15 protein-coding genes and 1 tRNA gene are annotated in these 13,921 nt (G+C 72.3%); 6 read left to right on the top strand and 10 right to left on the bottom strand.

Features of this window, described 5'->3' with window-relative positions; translation table 11 throughout:
- Window positions 1-50: 50 nt before the first annotated feature.
- Window positions 51-284, bottom strand: coding sequence for a DUF2277 domain-containing protein (locus ACFW01_RS37905; protein ID WP_161327246.1), 234 nt, complete (start codon window positions 282-284; stop codon window positions 51-53).
- Window positions 285-288: 4 nt separating this feature from the next.
- Entirely contained in the window at window positions 289-822 is a 534-nt protein-coding gene (locus tag ACFW01_RS37900; RefSeq protein WP_384511328.1) for a GNAT family N-acetyltransferase, read from the bottom strand.
- A gap of 125 nt (window positions 823-947) precedes the next feature.
- Here ACFW01_RS37900 and ACFW01_RS37895 point away from each other — a divergent pair, with 125 nt between their 5' ends.
- Window positions 948-1,304, top strand: a complete 357-nt coding sequence (locus ACFW01_RS37895; RefSeq protein WP_234954259.1) for a hypothetical protein — start codon at window positions 948-950, stop codon at window positions 1,302-1,304.
- Between the two features lie 33 nt (window positions 1,305-1,337).
- Here the strand turns inward: ACFW01_RS37895 and ACFW01_RS37890 are convergent, their stop codons facing one another.
- The 3 genes from ACFW01_RS37890 to ACFW01_RS37880 form a co-directional block, all read right to left on the bottom strand.
- Window positions 1,338-1,994, bottom strand: a complete 657-nt coding sequence (locus tag ACFW01_RS37890) for a DUF305 domain-containing protein (RefSeq protein WP_384511331.1) — start codon at window positions 1,992-1,994, stop codon at window positions 1,338-1,340.
- A 116-nt stretch (window positions 1,995-2,110) separates the two neighbouring features.
- Entirely contained in the window at window positions 2,111-2,527 is a 417-nt protein-coding gene (locus ACFW01_RS37885) for a DUF6153 family protein (RefSeq protein ID WP_384511325.1), read from the bottom strand.
- Window positions 2,528-2,612: 85 nt separating this feature from the next.
- Window positions 2,613-2,687: transfer RNA gene (locus tag ACFW01_RS37880), tRNA-Val, on the bottom strand.
- Window positions 2,688-2,869: 182 nt separating this feature from the next.
- Here ACFW01_RS37880 and ACFW01_RS37875 point away from each other — a divergent pair.
- The 3 genes from ACFW01_RS37875 (at window position 2,870) to ACFW01_RS37865 (ending at window position 5,409) form a co-directional block, all read left to right on the top strand.
- Window positions 2,870-3,640 carry a DUF4097 family beta strand repeat-containing protein gene (locus tag ACFW01_RS37875; RefSeq protein WP_234954262.1) on the top strand — a complete coding sequence of 257 codons (771 nt, stop codon included), beginning with the start codon at window positions 2,870-2,872 and terminating at the stop codon, window positions 3,638-3,640.
- A gap of 71 nt (window positions 3,641-3,711) precedes the next feature.
- Window positions 3,712-5,115: a hypothetical protein gene (locus ACFW01_RS37870; protein WP_234954264.1), complete on the top strand. Its 1,404-nt coding sequence runs from the start codon at window positions 3,712-3,714 to the stop codon at window positions 5,113-5,115.
- Between the two features lie 72 nt (window positions 5,116-5,187).
- Complete coding sequence (locus ACFW01_RS37865; protein ID WP_234954266.1) at window positions 5,188-5,409, top strand: zinc ribbon domain-containing protein; 222 nt, start codon at window positions 5,188-5,190, stop codon at window positions 5,407-5,409.
- 19 nt (window positions 5,410-5,428) lie between these two features.
- Here the strand turns inward: ACFW01_RS37865 and ACFW01_RS37860 are convergent, their stop codons facing one another.
- The gene (locus ACFW01_RS37860) at window positions 5,429-6,073 is read right to left on the bottom strand and encodes a response regulator transcription factor (RefSeq protein ID WP_234954268.1); all 645 of its coding nucleotides are present in this window, start codon (window positions 6,071-6,073) and stop codon (window positions 5,429-5,431) included.
- Window positions 6,064-7,206 carry a histidine kinase gene (locus ACFW01_RS37855; RefSeq protein WP_234954270.1) on the bottom strand — a complete coding sequence of 381 codons (1,143 nt, stop codon included), beginning with the start codon at window positions 7,204-7,206 and terminating at the stop codon, window positions 6,064-6,066. Before ACFW01_RS37855 ends, ACFW01_RS37860 begins: the two co-directional genes overlap by 10 nt.
- A gap of 132 nt (window positions 7,207-7,338) precedes the next feature.
- Between ACFW01_RS37855 and ACFW01_RS37850 the strand changes: the two genes are divergently transcribed.
- Window positions 7,339-8,121: a DedA family protein gene (locus tag ACFW01_RS37850; RefSeq protein WP_234954272.1), complete on the top strand. Its 783-nt coding sequence runs from the start codon at window positions 7,339-7,341 to the stop codon at window positions 8,119-8,121.
- On the opposite strand, the gene ACFW01_RS37845 is transcribed toward ACFW01_RS37850, so the two are convergent.
- The 3 genes from ACFW01_RS37845 to ACFW01_RS37835 form a co-directional block, all read right to left on the bottom strand.
- Window positions 8,039-8,851 carry an HAD family hydrolase gene (locus ACFW01_RS37845; protein WP_122620336.1) on the bottom strand — a complete coding sequence of 271 codons (813 nt, stop codon included), beginning with the start codon at window positions 8,849-8,851 and terminating at the stop codon, window positions 8,039-8,041. The two genes, ACFW01_RS37850 and ACFW01_RS37845, sit on opposite strands and share 83 nt — an antisense overlap.
- Window positions 8,851-11,334: a phosphoribosyltransferase gene (locus ACFW01_RS37840; protein WP_234954274.1), complete on the bottom strand. Its 2,484-nt coding sequence runs from the start codon at window positions 11,332-11,334 to the stop codon at window positions 8,851-8,853. The genes ACFW01_RS37845 and ACFW01_RS37840 overlap by 1 nt, the downstream gene beginning before the upstream one ends.
- 63 nt (window positions 11,335-11,397) lie before the next feature.
- Complete coding sequence (locus ACFW01_RS37835) at window positions 11,398-12,564, bottom strand: HpcH/HpaI aldolase/citrate lyase family protein (protein WP_234954276.1); 1,167 nt, start codon at window positions 12,562-12,564, stop codon at window positions 11,398-11,400.
- 207 nt (window positions 12,565-12,771) lie between these two features.
- On the opposite strand from ACFW01_RS37835, the gene ACFW01_RS37830 reads away from it, so the two are divergent.
- Entirely contained in the window at window positions 12,772-13,737 is a 966-nt protein-coding gene (locus tag ACFW01_RS37830; RefSeq protein ID WP_234954278.1) for a TerD family protein, read from the top strand.
- Window positions 13,738-13,921: the final 184 nt, after the last annotated feature.

The raw sequence follows: 13,921 nt of genomic DNA, 5'->3' as shown, positions 1-13,921 counted from the left end.
GCCTGGCGCAGTCCGCCCGCCTGCCGCCGTGCAGACTGCGCTCGGCGTTGTCAGGAGGCGCGTCGGGCGCCGGAGGCGCCCCGTATCTCCAGGCCGGCCAGCAGGTCGGCCGTGGCTCGGGTGACGGCCTCCACCGCCCGGTCGAAGACCTCCTGGTTGTGCGCGGCGGGCGCGCGGAAACCGGACACCTTGCGCACGTACTGGAGGGCCGCTGCCCTCATCTCGTCCTCCGTGGCCTCCTCGGGCATCGCGGGCGGACGCAGGGTCTTGATGCTGCGGCACATGGCCTCAGTCTCCTCTCTCCAGGTCGACCCGCCAGTCGTTCGACCTGATCCAGTGGCCCTTCGGGTACTCGAAGTCGGCCTGCCCGAGCAGGGTGAACCCGGCTCCGCGGCAGACCGCGTTGGAGGCGGCGTGATCGACGCTGGGGAACGCGTGCAGATACCGGAGCGAGCCGTCCGCGCGGGCCGCCTCACGGACCGCCCTGGCCGCCCGCACCGCCAGCCCCCGCCCCTGGAACTCCGGCAGCACCGCCCACCCGGTCTCCCAGACCTCCGCGTCCCGCCAGGTCCGCCGCCAGAACCCGATCGAGCCGAAGGTCTCGGCGCCGTCCCCCGATGTCACCCGGTACATCCGCCCCGACCGCAAGCCGGTGTACCGCCGGTGCCGGGCCGCGAGCTGCTCCTCGGTCTCCGGGCCGCCGAGATGCGCGGTCATCTCGGCGCTGTTGGTCCTGCGCAGCAGCCACAGATCCCCCTCCGCCCAGGGGACCAGGCACACCCGCTCCCCACTCCGCCCGGCCCGCTCGTCCACGCCATCCATGTGTTTCACGGTAGGGCAGGGGTCTGACAGCCGGCCCGGAGCCGACGTGCACCCGGGCCACCCTTTCGCGTGAACCACTGAAGGGAACGCGCGCCTCAAAATCGAACAGGCGTATCATTGAGGCTGTGGCAACGACCTATGATTTCCCCAGTGATCTCCTCGCCGGTCAGGAGGAACTGCATCAGGTCCGGGCCGAGCTGACGGCCCTGTTGAAGAGACTCCCCTGGTCCGTGGAGCCCCTGGACGGATTCAGTGACGACAACGGCTGGCGCAAGGTCGAGCGCCCGGCCTCGCCCGGCTGGTCGGCCGACGAACAGGCCGAGGTCGAGAAGCTCCGGCAGCGCGAGCGCGAGCTGGCCGTCTTCGTCAGCACGCATCGCTACTGGTCGGAGATAACCGGCCCCGACCAGGTGAACGCCCGGTCGGAGCTCAAACGCGCCCACGACACCCCGCTCCCCAAGACCCCGCCCGGGGACGCCTGAGCGACGTCACCCGAGCAGGACCCGTGCGGGCGTTCAGTCCTTGCCGAGAAGCCTGTTCATCTCGGTGATCTCGGCCTGCTGTGCCGTGACGATGTCGTCGGCGAGGGCCTTGGCAGGGGCGTAGCGGCCCTTGGCCTTCTCGGTCCCGGCCATCTCGACGGCGCCCTCATGGTGCTCGACCATCATGGTCAGGAACTTCGTGTCGAAGGTCCGCCCCGAGGTCTTCTCCAGCTCCGCCATGTCCTGTCCGTCCATCATCCCGGGCATGCCCGAGTGCGCCGAGTGATCCATGCCGGACCTCGACCCCGTCGGCTCCGGCACCTCCTCGCCCCAGGTCTTCAACCAGCCGGTCATGGTCGTGATCTCGGGGTCCTGCGCCTTCTCGATGCGTGCGGCGAGGTCCGCGACCTCGGGCGTCCCGGACCGGTCGGCCGCCAGCCGGGCCATCTCCAGTGCCTGCCGGTGGTGCGGGATCATGCCCTGCGCGAAGGCGACGTCCTGGGCGTTGTGCGCCTGCTCGCCGGCCTCGTTCCCGGCGGGCCCCGCGGGGTCGGTGGCGGACGCCGAGGCGGCCCCGTGCGAACCCTCGTGTCCACCGCCGCCGTCACCCCCACAGGCGGCGAGGACGAACGTGGCGACGGCGGCCGCCACGACGGGCGCGATACGGCGCGTGCGGGTCGTACGGGTCATACGGGTACTGCGGCTGATGATGCTGGTCATGCGTGAACTCCTGCAGTGTGAAGGCAGATGGACATGCCTGCGCTCCGCACCGCGCACACAGATGGCGCGGTCCGGGGAGGCGGTGCCTATATCCGCAGGAGCTGGAGTTCGGCCAGGGAGGGCGGCGCCCGCGCACCGTCCGGCGCGTCGGCCGCGTACGCGTGCACGCCCCCGGCGCAGGGGGCCACGGACACCGGGTCGGGAACAAGGCCGGGCAGCACCGGCCCGTGGCTCACCGCGCCGGACGCGCACACCGGATCGGCGTGCCCCAGATGTCCGCCGCCGCAGGAACCGTCGTCCTCGGCGCATCCGGTGTGGGCCGCCCCGGCCCGCGGCGCGGGACTCGGGAGGGAGTGCCGGGCGGAGTGCTCCGGGAGACCTCCGCCGGGCGCCAGCCCGTGCATGCCGAACAGCCCGGCCAGCAGTCCGAGCACACACACGGCCTGCCACCACCGCACAGGCGGTCGCGGGACGTGCTGCTCGGGGCTCCTCACGGACCTCATCCTAGAGAGATCACCGGCGCCCGCACGCGAGAGGCCCCCGGAGGATCTCCGGGGGCCTCATCACCGACGACAGCGGCGCCGGTCCTGGTGGGCGCGGACGGTTTCGAACCGCCGACATCCTGCTTGTAAGGCAGGCGCTCTACCCCTGAGCTACGCACCCAGGACGAGTCGACAGCCTACATGGCCCGAGCCGGGGGTTATCCCCACCCCGGATCCGGTAGTGACCCGGATCCCCCTGCGGGCCCGTGCTCCGTACGGTCGAAGAGCCTCGTCGGCAGGGCCGCCTCCACTCCGGAAGGCCCCGGCGCGGCACCTCACCGTCCGTCCCAGGGGGAGACCGTCATGCCCGCCCGTACCGTTCACGCTCGCGCCTTGGCCGCCGCAGGCGCCGTCGCCGTTCTCGTCGCGGGTCTCAGTGCCTGCGCCTCCGCATCGGACGACAAGGAACCCGAACACCGGTCCTTCGGTCTGCGGGGCAGCACCCTCACCGTCGACTCCGACGACTCCGCCCTGGAGATCGTCGCCTCGGACGACCACGAGGCCGGGAAGATCGAGGTCACCCGCTGGTTCTCCGGGTCGGTCGCCGTCGGCTCGGAGCCCGAGGTGAACTGGAAGATGGACGGCGACCGGCTGGAACTGCGGGTGCACTGCTCCGGCGTGATCGCCGACTGCGAGGCCAAGCACCGCATCGAGGTGCCGCGGGGCATCGCCGTCAAGGTCGAGGACGGGGACGGCAGCGTCCGGGCACGTGGGTTCCGGGATCCCTTGAATATCCGTACCGGCGACGGATCCGTGCACGTCACCGACACCTCGGGACCGCTGGAACTGCGCACCGGCGACGGTTCCGTCCGGGCGGAGGTCTCCTCCCGCCGGGTGAGCGCACACACCGGGGACGGCTCGGTCCGCCTCGTACTGGGCGCCGTCCCGGACCTGGTGGAGTCGCGCAGCGGCGACGGCTCCGTGTCGATCACCCTGCCCCGGGACACGTACAAGGTGTCGACGAAGTCCGATGACGGCGGGGTCGACGTCTCCGTACCGCGGGACGAGACCAGCACGCATGTGGTGAACGCCCGGACCGAAGACGGCAAAGTCACGGTCCGAACCGCGAACTGACCGGCCCGTGTGTTCGTCTCTGTCGGGTGGGAGAATGGACCCGGGCAGGACGGACGACACGGGAGAGGGATGTGACGGCGACACCATCGCAGCCGTACTCGCCGATGGTGGCGCGCGCGTCGCGCCCGCCGCAGCGCTCGCGTCGCCGCCCTCCGAGCGCGGTCCGTGACACCCTCACCCTGATGGGCCTGCCGGTCCTCGCCGTACTCGCGCTGCCCGCCGCGTTCACCGGAGGCGGCACCCGGCGCTGGTTCGGCGGGCGGGCCGAGAACCAGCGGGCGGAGGCCCAGGCCGCGAAGGACGACGCGGCGGCCGCCTTCTACGAGCTGGACAGCGCCCAGCGGGACCTGCGGATCTCGATAGAGACCATCGCGGCCGTCGACTCCTCCCCCGCCGCCCGGCGCGCGGTCACCGACTTCGAGGCGCTCGGCCGGCGCATCGACGAGGTCAGCCATCAGTACATCGGTGCCGTCGACGCCCACGACCTGGACCGGGACGACCTGGAGGCCTCCGCCGCCTCCCGCGCCCGCGGCGAACTGACCGCGGCCAAGGACGAACTGGGCCGGGTCAAGCAGGAACTGGACCGCTTCGCCGACGGCCTCGGTCCCCTGCTCGGCAAGGCCGAGACCCAGCTGGCCCGGCTGGCACCCGCCGTCGAACGCGCCCGGCAGGCCCTGCTCGCCGCCTCCAACGCCCTGGACTCCGCCCGCGGCTCCGGGCTGAAGGCGGACGACCTCGCCACTCGCCTCGCCACCCTCGGCCCGGAGCTGACCCGGCTCAACCAGGGCGCGGGACAGCACGGCGTACCCCAGACCCTGGAGCGGGCCGAGCGGGTCACCCGCGAGGCCGAGGCGGTTCGCGCCGAGGCGGAGCGGCTGCCCGAGCGCGCCGACGAGATCAGCCACCGGCTGGTCTCCCTGCGCACCCGCGCCCAGGCCCTGACCACCCGCACCGAGCAGGTCGAACCGGTGCTGAGCGAACTGCGCCGCCGGTTCACCGCCGCCTGCTGGCAGGACCTCCAGCAGGTTCCGGACCAGGCCACCGAATCGGTCCGGCAGGCCGAGCGGAAGCTCACCGAGGCGCAGACCGCCCGGGACGAGCAGCGCTGGCCCGACGCCACCGCCCTGCTCTCGACGGTCCGGGCACTGCTGAACACGACCGACGAGGCGGTCTCGGCGGCCGGTGACCGGCTGCGGCAGCTCAACGCCGTGCAGAAGGACCCGCAGCAGGAGATCGAGCGCACCCGCTTCGCCATCCGCGACGCACAACGCCTGGCCATGGCGGGCCGCAACACTCCCGACCCGCGTCACGCGCGCCCCCTGGACGAGGCCGTGGCCCGGCTGGAACGGGCGATCACCACGCTGGAGGGCCGCCACCCCGACTACTGGCACTTCCTGACGGAGACGGAAGCGGTCCGGCAGTCGACAAGCCAGGTGGTCTCCCACATCCGTGAGGAGCGCGGGGCCGGCCACTGACCGCAGGGCGGGGCGGCGGCCACTTCTCCGCCGCCGGGTCCGGTCGCGGGCCGGTCCGGCTAACCTGTGCGCATGCCTCGCTACGAGTACCGCTGCCGGAGCTGCGGCGACACCTTTGAACTGAGCCGTCCCATGGCTGAGTCCTCCGCCCCCGCCGCCTGCCCGGCGGGCCACGACGACACGGTGAAGCTGCTGTCGACGGTCGCGGTCGGCGGCTCGGCGGCCTCGTCCGCCCCCGCGCCGTCGCCGGGCAGTGGTGGCGGCGGCTGCTGCGGTGGGGGCTGCTGCGGCTGAGCCCGCGGGGCGGCCGCCCTCAGCTGCCCAGATAGCGCAGCACCGCCAGCACTCTGCGTGAATAGCCCTCACCTCCCGTCAGCTCCAGCTTGTCGAAGATCGCGTTGGTGTGTTTCTCCACGGCGCTCTGCGAGATGTGCAGCCGCCGCGCGATCGCCGCATTGGTGTGCCCCTGCGCCATCTCGCCCAGCACGTCCCGCTCCCGTCCGGTGAGCCGGGCGAGCAGATCACCGTGCGTCGTACGACCGAGCAGCTGGCGGACGACCTCGGGGTCGAAGGCCGCCCGCCCGGCGGCCACCCGCTCCAGCGCGTCCAGGAACTCGTCGATCTGGACCACCCGGTCCTTGAGCAGGTATCCGACTCCTTCCGTCTCCCCGGTCAGCAGCTCCGTCGCATACCGCTTCTCGACGTACTGCGAGAGCACCAGCACCCCGACCTGTGGCCATCGCTCGCGTATCTCCAGGGCCGCGCGCAGGCCCTCGTCGGTGTGCGTGGGCGGCATCCGGACATCGGCGACGACCACGTCCGGAGGGTCCTCGGAGACGGCCTTCAGCAGCAGCTCCGCATTGCCGACGGCCGCGAGCACCTCGTGCCCCTCCTCCGTCAGCAGCCGCACCAGCCCCTCCCGCAGCAGGGTCGAGTCCTCGGCGAGGATCAGCCGCATGGCAGCTCCGCGGAGACCAGGGTGGGCCCACCCGGCGGACTCACCACGCTCAGGCTGCCGTCGAGGGCGGCGACACGGCGGGCGAGCCCGAACAGTCCGCTGCCGGCGGCGTCGGCCCCACCGCAGCCGTCGTCCTGGACGCTCACGTACATCCGTTCCTCCTCCGCTCTGACGGCGACGCTTATCCGGGTCGGCGCCGCATGCTTGACCGCGTTCGTGACGGCCTCGCAGACGACGAAGTAGGCGACGGTCGCCACCGCCTGCTCGGGTTCGTCGGCGAGGTCGTACTCCACCCCCACCGGCACGGACGCCCGCTCGGCGACCGTCTCCAGCGCCGCCCGCAGCCCCGCCTCGTCCAGCGTCGTCGGATAGATCCGCCAGGCCACCTCGCGCAGCTCGTCCAGGGCGCGGCGGCTCTCGTCGTGGGCCTGGCCCAGCAGTCGGTCACGGCGGCCGGCCTCCTGGCTGCGGCGGGCCCGGCCGAGCAGCATGCCGAGGGCGACGAGACGCTGCTGCACGCCGTCGTGCAGGTCCCGCTCGATGCGGCGCCGTTCGTCGTGCACCGCGTCCACCACGGCGGCGCGGCTGGCGGCCAGCTCCGCGATCCGCCGCTCCAGCTCCTCCTGGTGCCGCGGGCCGAGGAAGTGACGTGCGAGCTGTCCCTCCAGGCCCGCCACCCCGAATATTCCCTGCACGGCGAGGAACACGAGGAAGAGGCCGCCGAGACTGCCGAGGACGAACGAACCGGGGTTGCGTATGCCGTCCAGCAGGAACCAGCCGTACAGCCCGAAGGTGCCGTACCCGAGGCCGATGGCGGCCGTCAGCATCACCACCCCGCCCAAGGCGCCCAGCGCCCAGTGGCAGGCCACGTACCGCAGGGCCCGCGCGTCCTCGTACGCGGGGGTGATCCGGAGGTCCAGCCACAGCCGCAGCCGGGCCCGCTCCAGCTCCGCCAGTATCCGCGCGCCCGCGAGGACCGGGCGCAGGACGGCACGGCGGGCGGCCGGCCAGGCCGCGACGGGCAGCAGGACCACCCCGGCCAGCAGGGCGAAGAGCAGCTCGACGGCGGCCGTGGCGGTCCCCATGATCAGGCCCACCCCGCACCGCACCACACGTCGCGCCATGACTCGCATGATCGCGAGGCTAGCCGGGCGCGGCAGCGGCGCACACTGCGGAAAACCGCAATTCCCGCCTGCGGTGTACCGCAGGCGATCTTGCGGTCTTCCTCAGGGTCTCTTCAGCCGCCATTATCTAGCGTGGTCGTCATGACAGCCATCGCAGCGCAGCCGGCCGCCGACAGCGGCGCGGCACCGCAGTGGATCAACGACCTCATGGACGCGCTCGGCGCACCGGGCGCCGGGCTCGCCATCGCTCTGGAGAACCTCTTTCCTCCACTGCCGAGCGAGGTGATCCTGCCACTCGCCGGATTCGCGGCGAGCTCCGGCCGGATGAACCTGATAGCCGTCCTGCTGTGGACGACAGCGGGTTCGGTGATCGGCGCGCTCGCCCTGTACGGGATCGGCGCGCTGCTCGGCCGGGATCGCACGGTGGCGATAGCGGGGAAGCTGCCGCTGGTGAAGGTCTCCGACATCGAGAAGACGGAGGCCTGGTTCCTCAAGCACGGGACGAAGGCGGTGTTCTTCGGCCGGATGATCCCGATCTTCCGCAGCCTGATCTCGGTACCGGCGGGCGTCGAGCGGATGCGGCTGCCCGTCTTCCTCGCCCTGACCACGCTGGGCAGCGCGATATGGAACACGGTCTTCGTCCTCGCGGGCTACGCGCTGGGCGACAACTGGTCCGAAGTCTCGGGCATCGCCTCCACGTACTCGAAGGTGATCCTCGCGATCGCCGCCCTGGCGCTGCTGGTCTTCATAGGCATGCGTCTGCTGCGGCCGGGAGCCGGCAACCGCAGGCGTGGCCGCCGCACCGGCACCGAGGACGGGGCCGGTGACACGGGCGGCGAAGTCAGCGAGCCGGACTCACGGCGCGCAGGAACTCCCGGAGGATCCGCTCACCGGCCAGGACACCGCGCTCGGGCAAGGCGCTGATCGCCGGAGCCGTCCAGTCGGAGTCCGCCAGCTCGCCGTGGCCGGGGCGCCAGCCGCGGTCGGCGGCGAGTAGCAGGTCGGCGTCGAGCAGCGAGTCCCCGGCGGCGAGGGTGAGTTCGGCGCCCGTGCGGCGGGCGATCTCGTGGACGGCGGCGCTCTTGGTCAGCGGCTTGGGGACTGCATAGATCTTGCGGCCCTGGAGGGACACGGTCCAGCCGCGGTTCTCGGCCCACACGGCGAGTTCCTTCACCCACTCCTCCGGCAGCAGTTCGCGCTCGACGACCAGGTAGGCGAAGAGGTCCTCGGCGACCCGGTGCTTGCGCACCCACAGCGGGTCGGCGGTGTTCATCAGGTGGTCTCGGACCTCGGCCAGCGAGGCGCACTCGTCGGCGAGCCGGGCGGTCACGCGTGCGTGCCAGTCGGGGTCCGAGACGCCGTCCACCAGCAGGTGACCCCCGTTGGCGCAGATCGCGTACTTCGGCACGGGGCCGGGGAGGTTGATGCGCTGGTACTGCTTGCGGGTGCGGGTGGTGGTCGGCACGAAGACGGCCGTGTCGCCGAGGTCGGTCAGCAGTTGGGCGGCGGTCTCGGTCATGTAGGAGAGGGGTTTGCTCTCGTAGACCTCCACACACAGCAGCCGGGGTGCCCGCAGGTCGGGCATGGTCAGTCCGAGCGCGGCCGCGGAGTAGATGAGTGTGCGGTCGAGGTCGCTGGCGACGAGGACGGACATCAGAGCGCCACCGCCTTGCCGTCGGCGCCGGTAGCGCCCCGCGTGTACTTGGGGTGGATCAACCCGACGCAGGTGTAGGGCAGGTCGTCGACCTCCTCGACGGGCACGCCCCGCTGCTCGGCCAGCAGGCGTACGTGGTCCAGGTCCGCGCCGGCGCCGGCCCGGGCGAGGACCTTCCAGGGCACGCGGCGCAGCATCACGCGGGTGGTCTCGCCGACGCCGGGCTTGACGAGGTTCACGTCGTCGATGCCGTACTGCTCGCTGATCCGCTCGACGGCTGCCCAGCCCTCCCAGGTGGGGGTGCGGTCGGCGGCCAGCAGTTCCTTGGCCTGGGCGTGGACCGTGTCGGTGACGTCCGGGTAGTGAGCGGAGACGGCGTCGAGGAAGGCGGGTGACAGGTCGGCACCGGCGAGTGCGCGGTAGAACTTCGCGCCGTGGAAGTCGTGCGGGCCGACCAGGTCGGCGCGGAGCACGGTGCGGGATATCAGGCCGGAGACGGTGGAGTTGAGACAGGCGGAAGGGATGAGGAAGTCGTCGCGCGTGCCGTAGGTGCGTACGCAGGAGCCGGGGTCGGCCAGCACGGCGATCTCCGGGTTGAAGCCGGTGACGCCGTCCGAGACCTCGAAGTCGCGCAGGGCGGCGGCGAGTTCGCGGGTGATGGCGCCCTTGCCGGTCCAGCCGTCGACGAAGACGACGTCGGCGGGGTCGTGGTGGGCGGCCAGCCAGCGCAGTGCGTTGGCGTCGATGCCCCGGCCCCGGACGATCGACACGGCGTAGTGAGGGAGGTCGAGACCATGGCGGTACTGCGCCCACCGGCGCATCAGGATGCCCACGGGGGTGCCCGCGCGGGCGAGGGAGACCAGCACGGGGCGGGGCGACCGCTCCGCGAGCACGATCTCGGTGACGGCACCGACGGCGCGCGCCAGCCGGGCGGCGGAGGTGTCCAGGGCCGCGTGGAACAGCTCTTGGTACTGCTCGCTGGGCTGGTACTCCACGGGCAGCGACTCCGCGTAGTGCGCGCCGCCGCTCTGGATGGCCTCCTCACGCTCCTCGGTCGGCGCCTCCAGCGTCACGTCCGAGAAGTCCTGGAGCAGCCAGCCGACCTCGTCGGACGCGTACGAGGAGAAGTCGGGGCCGCGCAGCGGCTCGGGCAGCATGGGGGGCCTTTCGGGAGCGTGCGGGGCGTGCGGGACGTACGACGGGACGACCGCGAGCAGGACGTGCGGGACATGGGCGGCGAGCCGGCCCAGCAGCCCGTCGGACGCGTGGAGTTCGGGGGTGTCGGCGGCCGAGTCGACGACGGCGACGACGGCGTCGAAGCCGGCGCCGGCGACGTTGTAGGCGTAGCGCTCGCCGGGGCCGTCGGCCGGGGCGTCGTGTGCGGGGAAGACGAGGCGGGTGCGTATGGCGTAGCCGGGGTCGTCGACCGCGAGGACGGGAGAGCGGGTGGTGGTGGAGTAGCGCACGTCGGCGTCGGTGGCCCGCTCGAGGGCGTCGGCCAGGCGGAGAGGGGCGTACATCAGTTCCTCGAAGCCGAGGACGAGCACGCGCCGGGCGCCGGCGGGCAGCGCGTCGGCGATCCGGGCCGCCATGCCGGGCAGCGCGTTCTCCAGCCGCTCACGGTGCGCGGCCGTGAACCCGTGCCGTCCGCCGTCGGGAACCCCGTCGGGCCAGCGCAGGTCGACGCGGGCCACCCGGCCGACGGCTCCCCCGGCGCCGGTTCCCGCACCCACACCCGCGCCCGCACTCCCTGCCTCGTACCGCGCGACCAGTTCCTGCCCCTTCTCCAGAACCCCCGGCGGCAGCCGCACCGTGCCCGAGGCGGCCGTCACCAGGTCCACGCGGGCGCCGATCTCCCGGGCGAAGTCCTCCAGCCGGCCGGCGTCGGCGGGCGAGCGCATGTCGACCAGGGCGACCACGACGTACCGCTTGCGGGGGTAGCGCTCGTGCAGGGCGCGGACGGTGTTGAGGACCGTGTTGCCGGTGGAGAACTCGTCGTCGACGAGGACGAGCGGCCCGTCACCGGCCAGCAGTGCCGGGTCCTCGGGCAGCAGGAGGTGGGAGGTCGCGTGCGAGTGGGACTCCTCGAAGCCGCCCGCGCGGCCGACCCCGGCGACCGGGCGGCGGGTGGAGTGCAGGTAGGGAGCGGCGCCCAGGCCGTCGGCGACGGAGTGGCCGAGTCCGGTGGCGGTCTCCGCGTAGCCGAGGACGACCGCGTGTCCGGCCGTCTCGGCGCCGAGCAGGTCGCGGACGCGGCGGCCGAGCGCGACACCGTGGCCGTGGACGACGGAGGGCGACTGGGGGACGTGTTTGCCGAGCACGTTGGAGACGAGCAGGTGCGCCCGTTTGGGGTTGCGGCGCAGGGCAAGGCCCAGCAGGCCGGTCAGACTGTCGTCACCGGCGAGTTCGACGCCGAGCCGCTCCGCGACCCAGCTGCCGGACCAGACTCCGGCGCGCCCCTCGGCGCGCGCCCTCTCGGTCATGTACTCGTGCCTCCCGTTGTCCATCTCGGCCTGGGCCCTTGCGTCGGTCGTGGATCGTTGCGGTCAGTCGGACAGTCCGGCGGCGAGCAGTTCCACGAAGCCGATGTCCTCGTTCGCCACCCCGAAGATCTCGGCGCGCAGCAGGGTCCGCTCGGCCCAGGCGCGGTGGGGCTTCACCTCGTTCATCTTGTTCGTGTAGGCGGACCTCATCACACCCCCGCCGCAGCGTTCCGGCCGCAGGATGTCCTGGGCGTCGCTGAACTCCTCGTGGCTGACGACGGACAGCGCGTGGACGGGGAGCACGTGCGAGGGGTGGATGCAGGTCTTGCCCAGCAGGCCGTTGGCGCGGTCCAGGGAGATCTCCCGCAGCAGGCCGTCCATCGAGTGCTCGATCAGTTTCTGGCGCAGTCCGACGGCCTGGCCCTCCAGGAAGGGGCTCTGCCGCAGCTGCGGTTTGAACATCCTCTCCGGGACGCGGAAGTACTCCCACACGGGCCCGGTCACGGTGAATCCGGTGCCGTCGGCGCGGGCGAGCATGTTCACCACGTCGGCGATCACGGAGGCGACGATCTGGACGTCGTACGCCGTCATGTCGGGGCCCCGGCGCAGCCCGTAGGAGGAGCAGAAGTCGGTCACGCCGAGCCGCAGGGCGAGCACGCGGTCGCGGTACTTGTCGACCGCGCGGAAGATCCCCTCCAGCGTCTGCACCCGGGACTCCCGGTACAGCAGGTCAGGGGATTCCAGGACGGGCATGGCGAAGAGCCTGCGGCCACTGGCGGCCTCCGCGGCGGCGAGTGCCTCCAGGAAGGGCACGCCGCGTTCCTCGGTGAACTTGGGCAGCACGAATCCGGACAGCAGCCGCACGGCGGGGCCGAGGCGGCGCACGAGGTCGGGTATCTGCTCGGGGGTGCGGACCCGGACGAACAGGAGGGGGACGTCGGCGTCGGAACGTTTCGCCAGATCATTGAGGTGACGGACGAGATTGGCCTCACCGACCGGCACGTCGGCGTCGTCGATCGAGTCCTCCAGGCACAGCACCATCGACACCACACCGCGCGCGCCCTGCTTGAGGACGTCGTCGGCGAGGTTCGGCCGAGTGGCGGGGCTGTAGAGCGTGGCGCCCAGGGCCGCGGAGAGCAGCGGGGCCGGAGAGTCGGCCGAGAAGGCGCAGGGCTCTTGATGGAACAGACGCTTCCGCACTTCAGGGGCAATCTGTCCGAAATGACGCATGTAAACTCCCCCGCGGTGTCTGGGCAACCTGTGAATCCTCGAAAGGTGGCCGGTAATAGTACGTACGTATCCATGTCGGAGGTTCCCACCGGGCATGAATTCCAGGTAACCCGGCCATGTCATCGATGGCCACCCGGGAGGGCGGACACGGGTCGAGTACCCGCCCCCGCGTTGTCGTGACCAGGACCGAGAGGGCAGGATGACCGCATGACGCACGCGATGCTGAAGGGATCGAACGTCCCGCTGCAAGCCACCACGGTACGCGCCGTGCTGCGCTGGGCACCCGGGTCCGGAGCCCCTGACATCGACGCCTCCGCGTTGCTGCTGGGGCCGGACGACCGTGTGCGTTCCGACGAGGACTTCGTCTTCTACAACCAGCCCCGGCACCCCTCCGGCCAGGTCTGGCGGCTCGGCAAGAAGCGGGTCGCCGAGGGCCTGACCGACACGATCCAGACAGACCTCTCCCGGGTCGAGCCCTCGGTCGGGCGGATCCTGCTGGTGGCATCCGCGGACGGGGTCGCCTTCGACCGGGTGCGGTCCCTGCGCATCCTGGTGCACGACGCCGCCTCGGCCGACGCGGAACCGCTGGCGTACTTCGACGTGAAGCCGGAGACGGGCCAGGAGACGGCCCTGATCTGCGGCGAGCTGTACCGGCGCGGAGAGGGCTGGAAGTTCCGGGCACTGGGCGAGGGGTACTCCAACGGGCTCAAGGGCCTGGCGACCGACTTCGGCATCTCGGTGGACGAGTCGGAGGGGGCGGAGGACCCCCTGTCGGCCCCTCGCTCCGAGCCGACGTACCCGCCCGCGCAGCCCGAACCCGCGCAGCCCGACCCCGCCCAGAGCCCCGCCACCCGGACCGCGCCCGCCCAGCCGGTGGTCGGTCCCGAGCAGCCGACGGCCGTCCAGCCCCTCCCGGGGGCCTCGCGGCCGCTGCCGCCGGAGCAGCCCGCGGGCGTCCCGGCACAGCCCGCGTACGGCTTTCCGCAGCAACCGCCGGCCACCCAGCCCGCCTACGGTTACCCGCAGCCGGCCGGAGCGCCGGGGTACGGATATCCGCAGGCCCCGGCCGCGGCGGGCGCGCAGTCCGGCTATGGCTATCCGCAGCCGGTCACCGCGGCGCCCGACCCGGATTTCCGGATGCCGCCGCAGGGACCGCAGTTCGTCGGGCGCTAGCCGACCCGGCGACCCGACGAATCGGCGGTGCCGGCGGTCCCTAGGCCGTGTCCGCAAAGTCCTGCCTGCCCCGCGGCGCCCGGCACGCGCTCTCGCCGCACCGAGCGAAGCCCCGAGTACGCCCAGTACGAGGGGCTGCGCCCGGCACTCCCCCAGCCTCCGGCCGGGGGGACCCCCAGAGCAC

This window comes from Streptomyces sp. NPDC058985 (assembly GCF_042740985.1).
GTDB lineage: Bacteria > Actinomycetota > Actinomycetes > Streptomycetales > Streptomycetaceae > Streptomyces.
This window is presented reverse-complemented; position numbering and strand designations above follow the sequence as displayed.